The sequence below is a fragment of the Mesorhizobium sp. WSM4809 genome (genome assembly GCF_055811655.1).
Window position 1 is genome coordinate 122,110 of the sequence record NZ_JBVVQW010000015.1, and the last position, 19,437, is coordinate 141,546.

Here is a 19,437-nt window from a genome sequence, read left to right on the forward strand (position 1 = left end):
GCGGATATGCGTCAAAATCAGTGCTGGATCAAGGAATTTTCAGCCTAAAGCGCGTCGCGACTTTTGAGCGAGATGCATTAGCGCTATTGCGTCATGAGTTTCTGGCCGAACGGAGCAATCGTTGACGTTGGCGCTGCCCCTCACTGTCCTGCCGGACATCCTATAGTGACGGGGAGAGAGGGGCGGGCGGCGACGCCGGCATTTCTCCCGCAACGCTGGAGATTGGCGAAATCGCCGATGACGGCACCCCTCCCCCCGTCACTATACGGGGAGAGGATGCCGGCAGGCAGGTGAGGGGCGGCGCAGACGCTGGCCACTATGAACGGTCGCTGTGACGCAGTAGCATCAACCGGTCGCTGGCACGGGAAACTTACTGCCGCAGCGCGACGGAAATGGCGTCGAGGCCGCCACGCAATTCGGCTTCCGTCGGCCAGCCAAAGCCGACGCGGAAGAAGCGTTTTTCCATCTCGAACCAGTGGCCGGGTCCGACATAGGTGCCGTGGTTTTCCAGCAGGTTCACATGGAACCGGTCGAGGTCGAAGCCGGGTTCGACATTGAGGCGCGGGAAGCCGACGACGCCACCTTCGGGCCGCACCCAGTCGACCAGCGGTTCGCGATCGATCCAGGCCTGGACGATGTCGCGGCGCCCCGCCATTTCGGGCAGCAGCGTCGCCAGGAAAGCGTCCCGGCGTTCGAGCATGCCGCGGGCAATGCCTTCGTCGATAACGCTGCCGCAGATGCCGATCTGCTCCTTGGCGGCGAGGAATTTCTCCTGAAGCTCAGCGTCCCTGGTGATCAGCCAGCCGATGCGGATGCCGGGAATGCCGAAGGCCTTGGACAATGACGAGACGCTGATCGCCTTCGGGCTGAGTGAGGCAGCCGTCGGCAGCCGCCGGCCGTAGGAAAGGTCGCGATAGGTCTCGTCGACCAGCAGACGGCAGTTGCTGCTTTCGGCAAGCGCAACCAGCGCATCGAGCTCGGTTCGGCTCATCATCGTGCCGGTCGGGTTGTGCGGGCAGGTGACGCTGATCAGCTTCGTGTCCGGCCGCAGCGCCGCCTTGACGCGTTCGACATCAATGGGGAAGCCTTCCTCGAAGGCCAGGTCGACAAAGCTGATGGCGCAGCCGATCGCCCTTGGGGTTTCGATGTTGGTGGCGTAGTTGGGCCTGATGACGACGAGATGGTCATTGGCCGACAAGAGCGAGGTCGAGATTATGAACAGCGCGCCCGCGGCGCCGGCGGTGACCAGGACATCATCCGGTGAAATGCCGGCATCCTGCGCCGAGATCAGTGCACGCAACTGCTTGTCGCCGCGATGCTCGCCATAGAAAAGCGTGAGATCAGGCAGCGACAGGCCGATGTCGGAGAGCTTCTGGTCGGCGATCGAACTTTCCGAAAGATTGTAGCGGATACGGTCGTAGCCGTATTCTTCCGGCGCTTCTTTCTCGATCACCATCCTGGTGTAGTTCATGGCTCGCTCCCCAAGAGCAGTTCACCGTTTCACGGAAACGGCGACCGCTCTGACTCCTTGTTTTCACGCAATTCCGGACGGAAAACCGTTTCACACTTTTCCTGGAATTGCTCTAGGAACCCGTCCGGCCCATCCAAGCCATAAAAATAGGAAGCCTGCCAAGGCGAATTCGCCGGCAGGCTTCTGTTCCAGTCGTCCTAACTGTTGGCTCAGGACTGAATATTCAGGCCGAGGCCTTGGCCTTCCTGCCCTTGGCGGGTGCCTTCACGGGGGCAGCCTTGCGGCCGAGGCCGATGGATTTCGCCAGCAGCGAACGCGAGGCCGCGTAGTTGGGAGCGACCATCGGATAGTCCGACGGCAAGCCCCATTTGGCGCGATAGGCGTCCGGTGTCAGGCCGAAATGCACGCCCAGGTGACGCTTCAGCGATTTGAACTTCTTGCCGTCTTCAAGGCAGATGATGAAATCGGGTGTCACCGACTTCTTGGGGTTGACCGCCGGGACCAGGGGGGCAGCCACCGGGACCGCAGGCTTGCCGAGCGCGTTTATCGAGGCGCTGACGCTGGCGATGAGGTCGGCCAAGCCGGAGGCGGGCAAGCGGTTCTTCTCGACGTAAGCGGACACGATGTGAGCGGTCAGCTCGAGCAGATCGATGTCTTTACGGGCACTGTTGCTATCGTCGGTCACTCTATTTCTCCGTCTACAGCGAATGACCTGAAAATCGGATTCGACTTCCGGAAAGGATCATGCGCGAAATCAAAATGCTATGGCGTCCTTCGTGCGTCCACGGACGAATGGCGTTGGTGTAGCGCGGAATTCCTAGTCGGCAAATCTGCGCATTGCAACGACTTGATGTCAGGTCACACGTTATTTTGAACAACTATATTAAACAATAACAGTATCAGACTATCAGCGCTTTGTCGCGCCACAAACGAAACCCGCCTTCGAAGGCGCGTGTGTTGTCGCCGCGCCTGGAGTCGGCGGGCAATTCATCGAGCTTGTCGACGTTGCCGCCGCCAATCACGACATAGTCGGGCTGCATGGCGGCACGGAGCCGGTCGACGACGTCGAAGACGTATTTGCGCCATTTCTTCTTGCCGCGCTTTTCCAGGCCGCGTTCGCCGACATAATCCTCGAAACTCCTGCCCTTCCTGTAGGGCAAATGCGCGAGTTCCATCGGTTGGGCGACGTTGTCGGCGATCATCGCCGCACCGAGACCGGTGCCGAGCCCGAGGAACAGCATGCGCCCGCCCTCGTAGCTGCCGATGGCCTGCATCAGCGCATCATTGACCACTTTCACCGGTTTGCCGAACGCGCCCGCAAAGTCGAATCCAGCCCAGCCCTTGCCGAGATTGGCGGGGTCGGCGAGCGGCCTGTTGTGATTGACCGGGCCGGGATAGCCCATCGAGACGACGTCGTAGGACAAGCCTTCGGCGAGCTTCTTCACCGCGTCGATCATCTGCTGCGGTGTCAGGCCCGGTCCGGAGTCGGCGCGGCGCTCCTCGCCGCCGGCGCTGGTGAGAATCTTGACGTGCGAGCCGCCGATGTCGATCGTGAGCACGATCTTTTCAGTGTCCGGCTTCTCGGTGCCCGATGCAGGTTGCTTCACCGCCTTGGCCATCGTGTGGTCCTCTCACTTCACCGGATCGATCCAGCCATTGGGCGGCCCGAACCCGGCCATGACGTCCGCCGGTCCCCATGTGAGCGGCTCGTAGAGATGCGGCGGCGTGGTGTCGCCAAGCACCGGGCCGACGATGCGCCAGGCCAGTTCGCTGGCGTCCTGGCGGGTGAAGAGCTGGCCGTTGCCGTTCATGGCGTCGCCGATCAAACGCTCATAGGGCGGCATGTCGCCCTTTGAATCGTCGAGCGCCGTCAGTTCGACCTGCTCGCCGATCATGTCGTCGCCCGGCGCCTTGCGCTGTGCTCCGATGGCGATCACCACCTGTGGGTCGATGCGGAAGCGGACGTAGTTCTGGTCGGCGGGCTTGATCGGATCGAAGACATCGAGCGGCGGCCGCTTCAGCCGCACCACCACTTCGGTGACATGCACCGGCATGTTCTTGCCGGCGCGGATGAAGAACGGCACGTCCTGCCAGCGCCAGGTGTCGACGAAGAAACGCACCGCCGCGAAGGTCTCGACAGGCGAGTTCGGCGCCACGCCGGGCTCGGCGAGATAGCCGGTGAACTGGCCACGCACGACATCGTCTTTGGTCAGCGTCCTGATCGCGCGCAGCACTTGCACCTTCTCATCGATCAGGTCGTCGGCGGAGCGGCCGACAGGCGGCTCCATGGCAAGCAGCAACAGGATGTTGAGCAGATGGTTCTCGATGACGTCCCTGATGCAGCCGACATCGTCATAGAAACGGCCACGTCCCTCGACGCCGAAATCCTCGGCCATGGTGATCTGCACGCTCTCGACGTAGTTGCGGTTCCAGATCGGCTCGAGCAGCGAATTGGCGAAGCGGAAATAGAGCAGGTTCTGGATCGCTTCCTTGCCCAGGTAATGGTCGATGCGGAAGATCGACTGTTCGTCGAACACCAGATGCAGGACCCGGTTCAGCCAGCGCGCCGATTGCAGATCGTGACCGAAGGGCTTTTCCACCATCAGCCGCGCGCCATGCGCCGTGCCTGATTGCTCCAGCCCCTGGACGACGGTCTCGAACATGGTCGGCGGCACCGCCATGTAGTGCAGCGGCCGCTGTGCGGTGCCGAGCGCGCTCTTCAGTTTCTCGAACGTCGCTCCGTCACGGTAGTCGCCGCTGACGTAGCGCAGCAGCGAGGCGAATTTGGCGAACGCTTTCTCGTCGATCTTGCCGAGCGCATTGACGATGCCATCGCGGGCGCGCGCCTGCAACTGCTTGAGGTCCCAGGCGTCGAAGGCGACGCCGATCACCGGCTCGGTGAGCGTGCCCTTGGCGACCATCTGGTAAAGGGCTGGAAATATCTTCTTGTGGGCGAGGTCGCCGGTGGCCCCGAAGAGCACCAGCGTGTCGGACCGTTCCTGGCTCATGCGCGTGTCTCTCCCAGTGTCCTCACTTGCCGGCCTTCGGCTTCTCGACATGGCCGCCAAAGGCATAGCGCATGGCGGAGAGCAGCTTGTCGGCGAATTCGGATTCGCCCTGCGAGGAGAAGCGGTCGAACAGTGCCGAGGACAGCACCGGAGCCGGCACGCCGGTGTCGATCGCCGCCTTCAGCGTCCAGCGCCCTTCGCCGGAATCCGAAACGCGGCCGCCGAAATTCACCAGGCCCGGATCGCTTTTCAACGCGCCGGCCGTCAGGTCGAGCAGCCAGGAGCCGATAACGCTGCCATGCCGCCAGACCTCGGCCACCTGGGGAAGGTCGATGTCGAACTGGTAGTATTGCGGGTTTTCCAGCGGACTGGTCTCGGCGTCCGCCGTCCGTTGCCGCTTGCCGGCATTGGCCGACTTCAGGATGTTCATGCCTTCGGCATAGGCGGCCATGACGCCATATTCGATGCCGTTGTGCACCATCTTGACGAAGTGGCCGGCACCGCTGGGTCCGCAATGCAGATAGCCGAAGGGCGCGGTCCCGGCATCCCCAGGCGGATTGGAGCCGGCATCGGCGCCCGGTGCCAGCGTGGCGAAGATCGAATCGAGGTGCTGCACCGCCACGTCGGGACCGCCGATCATCAGGCAGTAGCCACGCTCCAGGCCCCAGACGCCGCCGCTGGTGCCGACATCGACAAGATGGATACCCTTGCCGGCCAGCTTCGCGGCCTGGTCGACGGCGTCGTGGTAGTAGGAATTGCCGCCGTCGATGACGATGTCGCCGGGTTCCATCAGGGCCGCCACCTGGTCGATGATCCTGCCGGTGATCGCCGCCGGCAGCATCAGCCACACGCAGCGCGGCTTGGCCAGCTTGCCGACGAATTCTTCCATCGAGGCCGCCCCTGACGCGCCGTCGGTCACCAGGGCGGCGACGCTGGCCGGGTTGATGTCGTAGACGACGCATTCGTGGCCGTCGCGCATCAGGCGCCGGACCATGTTGGCGCCCATCCGGCCCAGTCCCATCATTCCGATCTGCATGGTTTCGTCCCTGTTTTCTAAGAGATTTGCGGGGTTATCGAGGGAAGGTCTACTGGCTGTGATCTACTGGCCATCTTGGTCGCCCGATATGACGGAGAAGTCGACATTCTCCCAATCGCCGGTCGCGGGCCAGAAAAAAGTGAAGAGCAGCGTGCTTCCCTCGGGGAGGCTTGCCGCGGGCAGATCGGCAAGATGGATGCCGAAGGCGTTCTCCACCGTATGGCTGTCGTGGGCGGTCGCCCAGTTGTCGGTGCTCCAGTGGACTGTAGCCGGGTCCAACAATTCGACGCGCAACGTCTTGCCCTCCGGCATGGTGCGGATCTTGTTGTTGAACCGCCATGTCCTGAACGGCGATACGGTCTTGTCCTCGATATAGCGCTTGACGCCTTGCGGCGGCATGTCGAAGACCGCGCCGTCGCGCAGCGAGCGCAGCAGCTTGATATGCTCCGAATGCGCCCAGACCAGCGGCATGGCGCTGCCCGAGGGTCGGCCATGCAGCAGTTCGCGCTCCGGCAGATCGGCGCCGTCCCAGACCTGCTCCGGCAACAGGCCGCCCGGTCCGGCCGAGCCTTCCAGTGCTGCCAGCAGGCTGGCTGCCTTTTCCTCGTGTCCAGCCGCCAGCTCATAGTGGGCGCGTTCGCCGGCCAGCAGCGGCCAGGGGCGACCCTGGCCGGTGCCATCGAAAGGCGCGCCATCTTCATGCTCGCCGTAGCCATCGCCGTTGTAGCGATACCAGAGCGGCCCTTGCGGCAGATCGCAGCGCAATTGCGCGTCGATGACCTTGACCGTGTCTGTCATGCGCGGATCGTCGGCCGCCCGCAGACCGAAGCGGACAAGTGCCAGCGCATCCGGGCTGACGATCTCCTTGGCGGGCCGATCCGTGTCGCCGGGCGGCCGGTTCTTGATCGGGACATAGCCGTCCTTCGGCGAACCGGCCTCGGCGCTGTCGGGTGGTGCTATGCGGACATAGTAGCCTTCGACGCCGACTTGACTGCAGATCGCCGTGCCGGTGACGTAGGTCCAGCGCTCGACCTGGTCGTTCCAGACGTCTGACGTCTCGCGCAGATAGGTCGCGGCGTCTGTCTTGCCGCAGGCGTCGAGCAGGTCTGCCGCGGCAAGCAGTGCGGCGATTTCGACGGCGAGCGTGAACGGGCTGTAGCCGGCATCTTCTTCCCAGCGGTCCTCGCCGGTGACGGGTCCGTTGCGCACGACATAGCCGGCGGCGCGCTCGATCATCGGCAGGAAGGTCATGAGCCTGGCGCGCGGCAAATGGCCGGCGCGGCGCAAAGCATCGGCCAGCAGCAGCGGAAAGGCGCATTCGTCCATCTGGATGCCGGGCCAATAGGCCGATCCGTCGAGCCAGGCGTTCTGCGGCCAATGGCCGTCCGGCTGCTGGATGGAACTGAGGTAATCGAGGATTTGCAGGGCCGAGGCAGCATCGCCGGCAGCAAGAAAGCCGCCCGCCGTCTCGACCAGATCGCGCGGCCAGACCAGATGGTAGCCGCCGAGGTCGTCGTCACCCCTATTGAAGCCCCACGGGATCGACAGGCTGGCGACCGCGGCGCCCGGTGTGGCGATCGACCGGTGCGTCGCCAGTACCGCGGTGCTGGTGCGATAGCTGTTGATACCCGATGATGCCGTGTGTCGATCAAGCGGCAGCAGGCCAGTCTGCCAATTGCGCCAGTTCTGAAGATAGGATTTCGCCGCGGGTTCAAAACCCTGCTTCAGGCTGGCGAAAGCATGTTCCGCGGCCTCGTCCGATGTCGCGCCGAACCCAAGCGCCAGCAAGGCCTTGGTCTCTGTGGCGGAAAAGCCGATCTCGCCCGTCAGCGCGACATTGCCGTCCTCGGCCCGCTGGTATGCAGCGTCGAGCTCACCGGTGTCGTGGAGTTGCTGCCAACCGTCGGAAGAACCGACATAACCGGCCGAGCCGGTGCGCCAGGGCTGCGACGAGGCCAGCGCCAGGCAAGAGCCGCGTCCCGAGGCGAACAGCACGGGCTTTCCCTCCTGCTCGCCGACCCAGGCGGTGTTGCCCATGCCGGCATTGACCAGATGCGGCGCCAGAAGCGCGTAGACGCGGTAGCCACCGGGCACCCCTTTCAGCGCCGTGAAGGTGATTTCCTGCAGCAGAGCCGGGCGCGCCGGGTCGGCGAGGATGCGCTTTTCGATCCGCCAGGCGCCGTCGCTCGCCGTGTTGACCAGCCTGTAGGCGGGCACGCCGTCCTCGAACGGTTCGATCGTATGCAGGGCATCGCGTTTCTCTTCCGAAAAATAGCCGCCGGGACCGGTGACGATCAAGCCGAGGTCGCGGGTGCAGGCGCTGTCGACGCGCGGATAGTAGACTTCGTTGAGGATGCCGTGGCTGATCGTAAACCAAATCCGGCCGGCCGGCGAAAGCGACGTTCCGACGCCACTCTTGGCGCTTGATGTCCAGCGCGCCGGAATTCCCGGGGCGCCCGGAGCAACGTTTTGCGTCACTGGCATTCTGTTTCGGTCTCCTGGGCTCCTCCCTAGACCAGGACGCGAACCCTTTACAATCATTGCACCGCAAGTTGATCGGCCGGTCCAACGGCAGGGCAACGAACTCGGGCTGACGGGTTTCTTCGGAGCCTTCGCCCGCCATTGGCTGACGGAGCATCAAACGAAAAACCCGCCTGTGCGGCGGGTCACTGGCGCAAATCAGCACCATGGACAAAAATGTACCATAGCTGAGGGCATGGAGTCAAGAAAAAATTCCTATTACCGCCACAAGGCTGCCGGCACCGCCGAGCTGTCGTCAGGTCTTTTGTCAAGCTGAGTGCGGGACCCTATGGCCAACGGCGCCGTCGTTGACAGCGGCGGCGGCATGCGTCCACTATTTCGCGGCACGGGAGGATCGTGAAAGCAATGGCGGAAGTGTCCCTGGTCTTGATCGACCGGCTGCTGGCGATATCGCGGGCGCTTGCCGGCCATATCGATCCCGGCACGGCGTTCCGAGCGACAGCCATTGAGATCGGCTCGCTCATCCCGCACGATCACATGGATCTGGCGGTGCTGTCGCATGACGGCCGCCGGCACGCCTGTTACGAAGCCGGCTTCCACACCAGCTGGAGCGAGCTAGCCCAGCATCCGCTGCCGACCGAAGTCAGCCCGATCCGCTCGGTGCTGTGGGGCGAAGTCCCCTATCTGCTCGCCGACGATGCGTTGAGCGACGAGCGCTTCCATTTCGCCACCGCCATCGATGGTCCGATCTTCGCCGCCAGGCTGCGCAGCCGCATCGTCGTGCCGCTCAGGGCGCGCGGCGGCATCATCGGCGCGCTCAACATCAGCCGGCACGAGGTCGACTGCTACACGCTTGCCGATGTCGCGGTCGCCCAGCAATGCGCGGACCTGATCGCGCCCTACATCTTCGCGCTGATCCAGACCGAGGAGGCGCGCCGCGCCATGCTGGCCGAGAGCGAGGCGCGCAACCGGGTCGAACTGCTGCGCGTCGGCGCCTCGCAATTGACCGAAGGCATGGAGCGCGAACGGCGGCGCATGGCCATGGACCTGCACGACCAAACGCTTGCCGATCTCGCCCGCATCGCGCGCCAGCTTTCGGCCCTTCGCGGGCAAGGCGTGGCGCGGGCAGCGCAGCTTGCCGATCTCGAGCAGGAGGTCGCCGGCTGCCTGACGGAACTGCGCCACATCGTCGACGACATGCGGCCGAGCGTGCTCGAACTGTTCGGCCTGCGCGACGCGGTCGAGGCGCATCTCAACCGCAGCGTCGCCAGGGCCAAGCCGCCGATCGCCGTGCGCATCGCCGACACCAGCGACGGCGGTGCCGACAGCCTGGCCGAGCCAGTGCGGACCGCGCTCTACCGGATCGTGCAGGAAGCGATCAACAATGCCGTTCGCCATGCCGCGCCGCACCGCATCGACGTGCTGTTGGCGTCGACCGCGAGCGTGCTGCGGGTCATCGTGACGGATGACGGCCAAGGCTGCGGCACCGTCGACCCGGCCGCGTATGGCGGCATCGGCCATATGCACACGCGGGCAGCCCTTATCGGGGCGCGGCTGCGTATCGGCCAGGCCGGCCGCAAGAACGGCGGCACCCGTGTCGTCGTCGAGATCGACCGCCAGCCGTCGCGAGAATTGGCGGCGGCTGCAGCGGTGCCTGGCGAGTTCGCCGTATCGGAGGCCATGTGATGCTTGTGATGATCGCCGAGAATGACGGGCTGCACCGTAGCTTCGCGCGGCGAACGGTGGAGCAGCTGTGGCCCGGCGACGTCGAGGTGATCGAAGCGAGCGACGGCGAGGACGCCATCAACCTGGCGGCCGAACGCGAGCCACTGCATGTCGTGCTCGATTTGCAGATGCCCAAGGCGACGGGAATCGAAGTTGCCAAGGCGATCTGGAACCGTCGCGCCGGCACGCACATCCTGTTCTGGTCGAATTTCGCCGACGAAGCCTATGTGCGCGGCGTGGCGCGCATCGTGCCGCCCGGTTCGGTCTACGGCTATGTGCTCAAATCGGCGACGGAGGAGGGCATGCGGTCCGCGCTGCGCGGGGTTTTCCGCGAAGGCCACTGCATCATCGACCGCGAAATCCGCGGCATCCAGCACCGCGTGCAGGACAAGTTCGAGGGCATCACCGACGGCGAATATGAGAGCCTGATCGACATCGCGCTCGGCCTGACCGACCGGGCGATCGCGGCGCGGCGCGGCCTGTCGATCCGTGGTGCGCAGAGCCGCATCAAGCACTGCTACGACAAGCTCGGCATCGTGCCGGCGGAGGACGGCGCCGGCGATGCTTCCGTGTTCAACTCGCGGACACGGGCGATCTATCTCGCCATGGCGCGTGGCCTGATCAACATCGACGCACTGCGCCGCGAACAGGACCGGCTCGATGCCTGGCTGGCGGAGCACTGAAACAGCGGCGGCCACGCCCCGGAACTTCGGAAGGTCAGGCGCATTGCTAGTGAACGCCAACTCAATGCCTGCGGACCCGAAGTGCGACCCTCAATCACAGATTCATGGCATCTGGTGCGTGAAAGCATAGTCGGCTTCATCAACGACAATGCGCTTAGCCATGGTGCTGCGATGGCTTTCTATGCCACCACTTCGCTGGCGCCGATCTTGCTGATCGTGGTTGCGATTGCTGGTCTCGTCTTCGGCCACGATGCCGCACAATTGGCCTTGTCCGCGCAGATATCAGGGCTGATGGGACCGGAAAGCGCCGATCTCCTGAAGACTGCGCTGGAAAGTGCATCCGGCAGCCTGTACGGCACCTGGGCCGCGATCATAGGGCTGGTCACATTGCTGGTGTCCGCGTCTGGTGTCTTCGGCGAGATGCAGCAATCGTTGAACACGATCTGGAAGATCGAACCGCAAGGCAATTCCCTGTCGCGTCTGGTGCGGGCGCGGGCCGCCAGTCTGGGGTTGGTGGCCGCACTCGGGTTCCTGTTGCTGGTCTCTCTCATCGCAAGCACTGCGATTTCGGCACTGGGCGATTTCATCAACGCCTATCTGCCGTTCGGAACGATCATACTCAGCGGGATCAACGGCGTCGTTTCGTTTGCACTTATCTCGGTGATGTTTGCCGCCATCTACAAAGTTTTACCCGATCGAACCCTGGAATGGCGCGATGTGGCAATTGGCGCTGTCGGGACCGCGGCCCTGTTCACACTGGGGAAATCGCTTATCGGCTGGTATATCGGCACCAGCGCGATTGCGTCTTCGTATGGCGCCGCTGGCGGCCTGCTCGTCATATTGCTCTGGGTTTACTACTCGTCGGAAATTTTCCTCCTCGGCGCCGAGTTCACGCGCGCCTATTCCGTTCGGCACGGCAGCCGGTCCGACCTGGGCACCTTGGTTGACAGGTCTTTACCCGCGCAGCACGACTGAGCTCGAGCACGGCAGGAGTCCAACTCTGCCGGCGTGCGCGAGCGCAGCCCTGACCGCTTTTGCAGCGTGTTCGCCGGCCCTGATCTGACGTCGTCGCTATCCCGTGCTCGATAGGCACGGCCGACTGTGCAAACGCACAGTCGGCCGTGCGCTTTGACCCGTATCGGCTCGTCGGCACCGCGCCTACGCTCTGCCCCAACAAGAAGCCTATATCGGGAAGCGCTCATGCCATTTGTCACCATGCGGAGTAGCACGGCTGTTCGCGCCGGGAGCCGATGATGTCGGTGTCGGCGCGTGCGCGCCATTCCGGCTTCGACGATGTCGTCGGCGATGCGACCATTGAGACGGTGGCGAGCGGCTTCGGCTTCCTCGAAGGGCCGGTCTGGCACCCCTATGAGAAATGGCTGGTCTTCTCCGACATTCCGGAAAGTCGGATCTATCGCCGCAGTGCCGAAGGCGAGATCGAGCTGTTCCGCGCGCCGAGCCACAAGGCCAATGGCAACACGCTGGACCGCCAGGGGCGGCTGGTCACCTGCGAGCACGCAACAAGCCGGGTGACCCGCGCCGAGCCCAACGGCGGCGCGACGGTGCTTGCCACGCACCATCAGGGCAAGCAGCTCAACAGCCCGAACGACATCGTCGTTGCCACCGGCGGATCGATCTACTTCACCGATCCGGGCTATGGCCGGAGGGAATTCTATGGCGTGCCACGGCCACAGGACCTGCCGTTCCAAGGCGTCTACCGCATCGATGGCGACGGCGCCCGGCTGACATTGCTGGCCGACGATTTCGGGCAGCCGAACGGGCTTTGCTTTTCGCTGGACGAGTCGCGGCTGTTCATCAACGACACCGAACGCGGGCATATCAGGGTGTTCGGCGTCGAAGCCAATGGCGACCTCGATGGCGGCGCGGTGTGGGCAGTGACCGAGGGCGAGGGGCCGGGGGCGCCCGACGGCATGAAGATCGACAGCCGCGGCAATCTTTACTGCACCGGACCCGGCGGCATCCACATTTTCGACGCGTCGGGCGCCATTCTTGGCGTCATCCGGACACCTGAAGATTGCGCGAATTTTACTTTCGGCGACGACGATTTGCAAAGCCTCTACATCACCGCGTCGACGTCGCTGTACCGGCTCAGGGTGCGCGTGCCGGGATTGAGACTGTTTTGAGCTCGCGACAATCCGTGCTCAAATCAGAGTTGGGAGTGAGGCCGGGGTCAAAGCCGGTGGGAATGCAGCAGTCAACACATCTGGGAGGATAACGACATGAAGAAACTGTTCGTTCTGGGAGCCTTGGCGGCAATGCTCGCCTCGGGCACGGCGCTGGCCGACACCAGCGGCAAGAAGATTGCCTTTTCCAACAATTATGCCGGCAATTCCTGGCGGCAGGCGATGCTCGACAGCTATGGCATCGTCACCAAGAAGGCGGTCGCCGACAAGATCGTCGGCGCGGCCGACATCTTCACCACCGCCGACAAGGAGGTGCCGACGCAGGCAGCACAGGTGCAGAACCTGATCCTGCAGGGCTATGACGCGATCGTCATCAACGCGGCCTCGCCGGATGCACTCAACGGCGCCATCAAACAGGCCTGCGATGCCGGCATCGTCGTCGTCTCCTTCGACGGCACCGTGACCGAACCTTGCGCCTACCGTGTCGTCGTCGACTTCAAGGACATGGGCAAGCAGGAAATCGAGCAGATGGCCAAGTTCCAGCCCAAGGGCGGCAATCTTCTGGAAATCCGTGGGCTTGCCGGGACCTCGATCGACGATGCCATCCATGCCGGCATCCTCGAAGGCGTCGCCGCCCATCCCGAGTTCAAGATCGTCGGTTCGGTGACCGGCGACTGGGACCAGACGACGGCGCAGAAGGCGGTTGCGACCATCCTGCCGTCGCTGCCCGACATCGTAGGCGTCGTCGACCAGGGCGGTGACGGTTACGGGGCGGCCCAGGCCTTCGCCGCCGCCGGCAAGCCGCGCCCGACCATCATCATGGGCAACCGCCAGGACGAGCTGCAGTGGTGGAAGGAGCAGAAGGACAAGGACGGCTACCAGACCTGGTCGGCTTCGATCGCGCCCGGCGTGTCGTCGCTCGCCTTCTGGGTGGCGCAGCAGGTGCTCGACGGCCGCACCGACATTCCGCACGATCTGCTGGTGCCGTATCTGGCCTTCACACAGGACGATTTCGAGGCCGAGCTGCCGAAGATCCCCAAGGGCGGCGTCGCCAGCCACGAATACACGCAGGAAGACGCGATCGCGGCCATCAAAGCCAACATCAAGTGAGCCTTGAACAAGCGTTGCCCTCCGGATCATCGAGCGGATATCGTTGAGCATGCCTGAAGGGAACGCTGACATCATCAGACTGAACGGCGCCGAAAAGCATTTCGGCGCCGTTCGCGCACTGGGCGGCGTGGATTTCCATGTCGGCCCCGGCGAATGCGTTGGTCTCGTCGGCCACAATGGCGCCGGCAAATCGACGCTGATGCACATGGTGGCGGGCACGCTGGTGCCCGACAGTGGGCAGATCGGCGTGCATGGCGACACCGAGGACAACTACTCGGTGTCGCGCGCGCAGCAACTCGGCATACGCTGCGTCTTCCAGGAACTGTCGCTGTGCCCCAATCTCAGCGTCGCCGAGAACACGCGCATCAACCACGCGTCGCTGCGCGGCTTCGGCTGGCGGCGCAAGGCGGCGGATCTGATCGCCGCCAAGCTCGACGAGATCTTTCCGGGCCACAGCATTTCGGCGTCCGATATTGTCGGCGACCTGTCGATCGGCCGGCGCCAGATGGTGGAAGTGGCGCGCGCCTTCACCGTCACTCAGGATCGGCTCGACCTCGTCATCCTCGACGAGCCGACATCGTCGCTCGATGCGCATACGGCGGGCCAGCTGCTGGCCTTCGTCCGCCGCTTCGTTGCCGGCGGCAAAAGCTGCATCCTGATCTCGCATGTGCTGGGTGAGGTGCTGCGCAACGCCGATCGCATCGTGGTGATGCGCGACGGCAAGGTGGTTGTCGCCGACGCCGCCAGTGCCTTCGACCGCGACCGGCTGGTGACGGCGATGGGCGGAGCGGAAGCGCGCCAGAAGATCGCGGCGCAAATCGCTGCCGCCAAGCCCGGCGCCAGTCCGCTACGGGTCCGGGCGCGGCCCGCCGCGCAAAAGGACGGCACCGACCTTGTCGCCTGCGCCGGGGAGATCATCGGCCTTGCCGGTCTGGCGGGACACGGCCAGACCGACCTGCTGCTGGCGATCTTTAGCGCGGCATCGCGCGCCAAGGCAGGCATCGAGGTGACGGCGCCGGTGGCGCTGGTCGCCGGCGACCGCCAGTCGGACGGCATCTTTCCGCAATGGTCGATCGCTGAGAACATCGGCATCCGCTCGCTGGCGCGGCTGCGCAGCGGGCTGCTGATCTCGCCGCAGCGCGAGGCCGAACTCGCTGCATTCTGGCAGAAGAAGATCGGCATCCGCACGCCCGATATGAACAACAACATTTTCTCGCTGTCGGGCGGCAACCAGCAGAAGGCGCTGTTTGCCCGCGCGCTCGGCTCGGATGCGCAGATCGTGCTGATGGACGATCCGATGCGCGGCGTCGATATCGGCACCAAACTGGAGGTCTACGGCCTCGTGCGCGAAGAGGCTGCCCGAGGCCGCACCTTCCTCTGGTACACCACGGAAACCGAAGAGCTCGACAATTGCGATCACATCTATGTCTTCAAGAACGGCCGCATCGTCGCCAATCTGCGCCGCAACGAGTTGACCGAAGAGAAGATCATCCAGTCCTCATTCGGCGATGCGGCCTGAGATGACGGCCGCCAGCCTCGACACCGCCGCCAGGACGTCCGCCGAGCGAGGCGCACTGGCCCGTGCCCGTCTGTTGCGCGGGCTGCTGCCGGCGCTGTCGCTGGCGCTGGTGCTGCTCGCCATCGCCTGGCTCAACCCGCGCGCCATCAGCTATTTCGGCTTCAGCCTGATGCTCAACCTGGCGATCCCGATCGCGCTGGCGACGATCGCGCAGATGTTCGTCATTGCCGGAAACGAGCTCGACCTGTCGATAGGCACCTTCGTCGGCTTCGTCGGCTGCGTCACGGCGACCTGGCTGAAGGACGCGCCACTCATCGGCGCCGCCATCCTGCTCGGATCAATCGGCATCTATGCGCTGCTCGGCGCGCTTATCCATCTGCGCAATCTGCCGTCCATCGTGGTGACGCTCGGCATGAGCTTCGTCTGGCAGGGGCTGGCCATTCTCGTCCTGCCCAAACCGGGCGGCAAGGCGCCGGACTGGCTGCTTGGGCTGATGGCGTTCAAGCCGCCCTTCATTCCGTTCCCGATCATCGCCGCGCTGCTCATCGGCGTCATCGTTCATTTCGGCCTGATGCGCACTTCCTATGGCGTGATCCTGCGCGGCTCGGGCGGCAATCCGGCGGCGCTTGGCCGCGCCGGCTGGTCGCTGCTCCGAACCAAGATCGTGCTGTTTGCGCTCGCCGGCCTGTTCGGCGTGCTGTCCGGCATGGCGCTGATCGGCATCACCACCTCGGCCGACGCCAATATCGGCAATGGCTACACGCTGCTGGCGATCGCCGGCGTCATCCTAGGCGGCGGCGAATTCGTCGGCGGCCGGGTGTCGCCGATAGGTGCTGTGATCGGCGCGCTGACGCTGGCGCTGGCCGCCTCGCCGCTGCTCACCTTCATGCACATCCCGCCCGACTGGCAGGTTGCCGCCAACGGCGCCATCCTCATCATCGTGCTGGCGGCGCGGGTGCTGATCAGCCGCAAGGAGAGGTGAGCGATGACATCGGTGAAATCGCTGCTCGCCAAACCCTGGATCTGGTCGTTCATTGGCGCGCTTCTGGTGTGGCTGGCGACGATCGCCTTCACCGGCGGTTATGGCGCCGGCGGCATGGTGACGGCGGCCCTGTCGCTGGCGGTGTTCACCGTCATTGTCGGCGTCGGCCAGATGTTCGTCATCACACTCGGCCCGGGCAATGTCGACCTGTCGCTGCCGGCCAATATCGGCCTTGCCAGCGCCGTCGCGATGAAAGTGATGGACGGCAATGATTCCATGATCGCGGTCGGGCTGCTGGCGGCGCTTGCCTGCGGGGCGGCGATCGGCGCCGCCAACTATCTGCTGATCTGGGCGCTGCGCATCCCGCCGATCATCGCCACTTTGTCGGCCAGCTTTATCATCCAGTCGATCGACATCAGCTACGGCCGCGGCCTGCAGATCAAGCCGCCGCCGGGCTTCGCCGATTTCGCCAACTGGCAAATCCTCGGCATTCCGGTGCTGGCCATCCTCACCGTGCTGTTCACCATCGGTGCGGCGGTCGCCCTGCAGCGCATGATCTATGGCCGCTCGGTGCTGGCGATCGGCCAGAATATCCGCGCCGCCTGGCTCGCCGGCGTCAATGTCGGCCGCATCCGCTTCCTCACCTACACGCTGTCGGGCGCGCTCGGCGGCATCGACGGCGCGCTGCTCGCCGGCTATTTCCGCGGCGCCAATGTCGATATCGGCAATGAATATCTGCTGGCCTCGATCGCCGTCGTCGTCATCGGCGGCACGTCGGTCGCCGGCGGCAAGGCCAATGTGCCTGGCGTGTGGGGCGCGGCGCTGTTCCTGGTGCTGCTTTTGACCATGCTCAACACGTTTGGGGTGAGTGCCGGGGTGCGATTGCTGCTGACGGGGCTGATCATTGTCGGGGTGATCACAGCGGCGGGCGGGCAGAAGGCGCCGCGGTAGGCTCCGCCTTCGTCGTCCCAGGGCTGTAATCATTGTGCCAGGCCGACACCCGGTTCCCTTCGACGTCATGGCGCTGTAAATCCCGTTCGCGCGGCCATGGCCGCTGAATAGCGCTGGGAGGTTTGCGTGTCCGATTTCGTGAAGGTCAGCCGTGACGGCGACGTCGCCGTCGTCACTATCGACAACCCGCCGGTCAACGCGCTGAGTTTTCATGTTCGCGAACCGCTGATGCAGGCGCTCGTTGAGTTGCGCGACGATGCTTCGGTTGCCGCCATCGTCATTGCATGCGCCGGCCGGACGTTTGTCGCTGGCGCCGACATCACCGAATTCGGCAAGCCGATGCAGCAGCCGGAGCTGCGCGCCATCGTGGCTATGCTGGAGACCATCGCCAAGCCGACGGTGGCCGCCATCCACGGCACCGCGCTCGGCGGCGGGCTGGAGCTGGCGCTGGGCTGCCATTTCCGCGTCGCCGATGCCGGCGCCAAGCTCGGCCTGCCGGAGGTGAAGCTCGGCCTGCTGCCGGGGGGCGGCGGCACGGTGCGGCTGCCGCGCCTGGTCGGCGCGGTGAAGGCGCTCAGGATGATCGTCTCCGGTACGCCGGTCGGTGCAACCGAGGCGCATGCCGCCGGTATCGTCGATGCCGTCTTCGAAGGCGATCTGACGACGCATGCCGTGAACTTCGCCAGGGAAATTGCCCGCAAGGGTGGCCCCTTCACGCCAGTGCGTGATCGCGATGGGCTCAAGGAGACCGACCTCGCGGCTTTCGACGCCGAGGCTGCGGACCTCGCTAGGAAGGCGCGCGGGCTCGAGGCGCCGATCGCCTGTGCGCTGTCGGTGCGCAATGCCGTCACGCTGCCCTTCGATGCGGCGCTGGCGGCGGAACGTGCGTTGTTCGTGAAACTGGTCGGCAGCGACCAGTCGCGGGCGCAGCGGCATTTGTTCTTCGCCGAACGTGAGGCGGCAAAGGTTTCGGGAAAAGACATCGTCAAGCGCAGGATTGCCCGCGTCGGCGTCATCGGCGCCGGCACGATGGGCGGCGGCATCGCCATGGCCTTCGCCAATGGCGGCTATCCCGTGACCTTGCTGGAAACCAGCCATGAGGCATTGCAGCGCGGCTTGGCGACGATCGACAGAAACTACTCGGTGTCCGTCACGCGCGGTTCGCTAAGCGAAGTCGCCAAGCGCGAGCGGCTCGCCCAGTTCAAGGGCTCCACCGATTATGCCGATCTCGCCGATTGCGACCTGATCGTAGAGGCGGTGTTCGAGGACATGGCGGTCAAGAAGGAGGTGTTCGGCAAGCTCGAAGCGGTGGCCAAACCGGGCGCGATCCTCGCCACCAACACCTCCTATCTCGACATCAACGAAATCGCCGCCTCGACCTCGCGGCCGCAGGACGTGCTCGGCCTGCATTTCTTCTCGCCGGCCAATGTCATGAAGCTCCTGGAGATCGTGCGCGCCGACAAGACCGCGCCCGATGCGCTGGCGACCGTCGTCGACCTGGCGCGGCGGATCGGCAAGGTGGCCGTCGTCGTCGGCGTCTGCCACGGCTTCGTCGGCAACCGCATGCTGGCCGCGCGCGGCTCGGAATCGGAAGCGCTTCTTCTGGAAGGCGCGACGCCCAGCCAGATCGACCAGGTCTTCACCGATTTCGGCTGGCCGATGGGGCCTTTCCAGATGGGCGATCTCGCCGGTCTCGACATCGGCTGGCGCAACCGCAAGGCGCGTGGCTTGTCGGCCGTGATCGCCGACACGCTGTGCGAGCAAGGACGTTTCGGCCAGAAGACCGGCCGGGGTTTCTACCTTTACGAGGCTGGCGCGCGTACACCAGTGCCGGATCCCGAGGTTGAAGCGCTGATCTGCGACAAGGCCGCGGAGAAGGGCATCGTGCCGCGCGCGATCAGTGCGGAGGAAATCATCGAGCGCACGCTCTATCCCCTGGTCAACGAGGGCGCCAAGATCCTTGAGGAAGGCATAGCGGCCCGTGCGTCCGACATCGATGTCGTCTGGGTCAATGGCTACGGCTTTCCCATCGGCAAGGGCGGGCCGATGTTCTGGGCTGGCCTCGAAGGCCCGGCCAGGATCATCGAGCGGCTCGAGTACTGGCATCAACGGACAGGCAAGGACGTGTTCAAGCCGGCGCCGTTGCTGATGCGGATGGCCGAGACCGGATCGTGGAACGGCGACGCGATAGCCTGATCAAACGTCATGGGCAAGCCACCCAATTGTCGAGGTCTGCGCTGCCCCTCATCACCCTGCCGGGCGTTCGTTGTTCGAAAAGCCAAGCAGTTGGCTTTTCGTCCGCTGCGCGGACCACGCCTCGACTCCCC

The 19,437-nt window shown here is 64.5% G+C and carries 15 protein-coding genes; 9 read left to right on the forward strand and 6 right to left on the reverse strand.

Annotated features, from left to right (window positions below; genetic code table 11):
• Positions 1–370: 370 nt before the first annotated feature.
• From AC0L24_RS27200 to AC0L24_RS27225, 6 genes are all read right to left on the reverse strand, one after another.
• Positions 371–1,471, reverse strand: coding sequence for an aminotransferase class I/II-fold pyridoxal phosphate-dependent enzyme (locus AC0L24_RS27200; RefSeq protein ID WP_473564398.1), 1,101 nt, complete (start codon positions 1,469–1,471; stop codon positions 371–373).
• A 223-nt stretch (positions 1,472–1,694) separates the two neighbouring features.
• Positions 1,695–2,156, reverse strand: a complete 462-nt coding sequence (locus AC0L24_RS27205) for a Ros/MucR family transcriptional regulator (protein WP_127270031.1) — start codon at positions 2,154–2,156, stop codon at positions 1,695–1,697.
• A gap of 214 nt (positions 2,157–2,370) precedes the next feature.
• Positions 2,371–3,090: an ROK family protein gene (locus AC0L24_RS27210; protein WP_127397657.1), complete on the reverse strand. Its 720-nt coding sequence runs from the start codon at positions 3,088–3,090 to the stop codon at positions 2,371–2,373.
• A gap of 12 nt (positions 3,091–3,102) precedes the next feature.
• A complete protein-coding gene (gene zwf, locus AC0L24_RS27215) occupies positions 3,103–4,479 on the reverse strand; it encodes a glucose-6-phosphate dehydrogenase (RefSeq protein WP_127318786.1) in 1,377 nt (458 codons plus the stop codon).
• Positions 4,480–4,501: 22 nt separating this feature from the next.
• On the reverse strand, positions 4,502–5,515 hold the full coding sequence (gnd, locus tag AC0L24_RS27220; protein WP_127808739.1) for a phosphogluconate dehydrogenase (NAD(+)-dependent, decarboxylating): 1,014 nt from the start codon (positions 5,513–5,515) through the stop codon (positions 4,502–4,504).
• Between the two features lie 63 nt (positions 5,516–5,578).
• On the reverse strand, positions 5,579–7,999 hold the full coding sequence (locus AC0L24_RS27225) for a glucan 1,4-alpha-glucosidase (RefSeq protein ID WP_292697064.1): 2,421 nt from the start codon (positions 7,997–7,999) through the stop codon (positions 5,579–5,581).
• Between the two features lie 402 nt (positions 8,000–8,401).
• On the opposite strand from AC0L24_RS27225, the gene AC0L24_RS27230 reads away from it, so the two are divergent.
• From AC0L24_RS27230 to AC0L24_RS27270, 9 genes are all read left to right on the forward strand, one after another.
• Positions 8,402–9,682, forward strand: coding sequence for a sensor histidine kinase (locus AC0L24_RS27230; RefSeq protein ID WP_127808741.1), 1,281 nt, complete (start codon positions 8,402–8,404; stop codon positions 9,680–9,682).
• A complete protein-coding gene (locus AC0L24_RS27235; RefSeq protein WP_127318792.1) occupies positions 9,682–10,404 on the forward strand; it encodes a response regulator transcription factor in 723 nt (240 codons plus the stop codon). The genes AC0L24_RS27230 and AC0L24_RS27235 overlap by 1 nt, the downstream gene beginning before the upstream one ends.
• Before the next feature lie 81 nt (positions 10,405–10,485).
• Entirely contained in the window at positions 10,486–11,379 is an 894-nt protein-coding gene (locus tag AC0L24_RS27240) for a YihY/virulence factor BrkB family protein (RefSeq protein WP_127808742.1), read from the forward strand.
• A gap of 278 nt (positions 11,380–11,657) precedes the next feature.
• Positions 11,658–12,548: an SMP-30/gluconolactonase/LRE family protein gene (locus AC0L24_RS27245; RefSeq protein WP_127808743.1), complete on the forward strand. Its 891-nt coding sequence runs from the start codon at positions 11,658–11,660 to the stop codon at positions 12,546–12,548.
• Positions 12,549–12,644: 96 nt separating this feature from the next.
• Positions 12,645–13,658: an ABC transporter substrate-binding protein gene (locus AC0L24_RS27250; protein ID WP_023811211.1), complete on the forward strand. Its 1,014-nt coding sequence runs from the start codon at positions 12,645–12,647 to the stop codon at positions 13,656–13,658.
• Between the two features lie 49 nt (positions 13,659–13,707).
• On the forward strand, positions 13,708–15,177 hold the full coding sequence (locus AC0L24_RS27255) for a sugar ABC transporter ATP-binding protein (protein WP_127808744.1): 1,470 nt from the start codon (positions 13,708–13,710) through the stop codon (positions 15,175–15,177).
• Between the two features lies 1 nt (position 15,178).
• The gene (locus tag AC0L24_RS27260) at positions 15,179–16,159 is read left to right on the forward strand and encodes an ABC transporter permease (RefSeq protein WP_189367944.1); all 981 of its coding nucleotides are present in this window, start codon (positions 15,179–15,181) and stop codon (positions 16,157–16,159) included.
• A 3-nt stretch (positions 16,160–16,162) separates the two neighbouring features.
• Positions 16,163–17,110 (forward strand): ABC transporter permease, encoded by a 948-nt coding sequence (locus tag AC0L24_RS27265; RefSeq protein ID WP_127808746.1) that lies wholly within the window; start codon positions 16,163–16,165, stop codon positions 17,108–17,110.
• Between the two features lie 126 nt (positions 17,111–17,236).
• A complete protein-coding gene (locus AC0L24_RS27270) occupies positions 17,237–19,306 on the forward strand; it encodes a 3-hydroxyacyl-CoA dehydrogenase NAD-binding domain-containing protein (protein WP_473564399.1) in 2,070 nt (689 codons plus the stop codon).
• Positions 19,307–19,437: the final 131 nt, after the last annotated feature.

Excerpts from the sequence above, each read along its gene's own strand:
- AC0L24_RS27200 (WP_473564398.1), bottom strand. The coding sequence starts at position 1,471 with ATGAACTACACCAGGATGGTGATCGAGAAAGAAGCGCCGGAAGAATAC.
- AC0L24_RS27210 (WP_127397657.1), bottom strand. The coding sequence starts at position 3,090 with ATGGCCAAGGCGGTGAAGCAACCTGCATCGGGCACCGAGAAGCCGGAC.
- zwf (WP_127318786.1), bottom strand. The coding sequence starts at position 4,479 with ATGAGCCAGGAACGGTCCGACACGCTGGTGCTCTTCGGGGCCACCGGC.
- gnd (WP_127808739.1), bottom strand. The coding sequence starts at position 5,515 with ATGCAGATCGGAATGATGGGACTGGGCCGGATGGGCGCCAACATGGTC.
- AC0L24_RS27225 (WP_292697064.1), bottom strand. The coding sequence starts at position 7,999 with ATGCCAGTGACGCAAAACGTTGCTCCGGGCGCCCCGGGAATTCCGGCG.
- AC0L24_RS27230 (WP_127808741.1), top strand. The coding sequence starts at position 8,402 with ATGGCGGAAGTGTCCCTGGTCTTGATCGACCGGCTGCTGGCGATATCG.
- AC0L24_RS27235 (WP_127318792.1), top strand. The coding sequence starts at position 9,682 with ATGCTTGTGATGATCGCCGAGAATGACGGGCTGCACCGTAGCTTCGCG.
- AC0L24_RS27245 (WP_127808743.1), top strand. The coding sequence starts at position 11,658 with ATGTCGGTGTCGGCGCGTGCGCGCCATTCCGGCTTCGACGATGTCGTC.
- AC0L24_RS27250 (WP_023811211.1), top strand. The coding sequence starts at position 12,645 with ATGAAGAAACTGTTCGTTCTGGGAGCCTTGGCGGCAATGCTCGCCTCG.
- AC0L24_RS27255 (WP_127808744.1), top strand. The coding sequence starts at position 13,708 with ATGCCTGAAGGGAACGCTGACATCATCAGACTGAACGGCGCCGAAAAG.
- AC0L24_RS27260 (WP_189367944.1), top strand. The coding sequence starts at position 15,179 with ATGACGGCCGCCAGCCTCGACACCGCCGCCAGGACGTCCGCCGAGCGA.
- AC0L24_RS27265 (WP_127808746.1), top strand. The coding sequence starts at position 16,163 with ATGACATCGGTGAAATCGCTGCTCGCCAAACCCTGGATCTGGTCGTTC.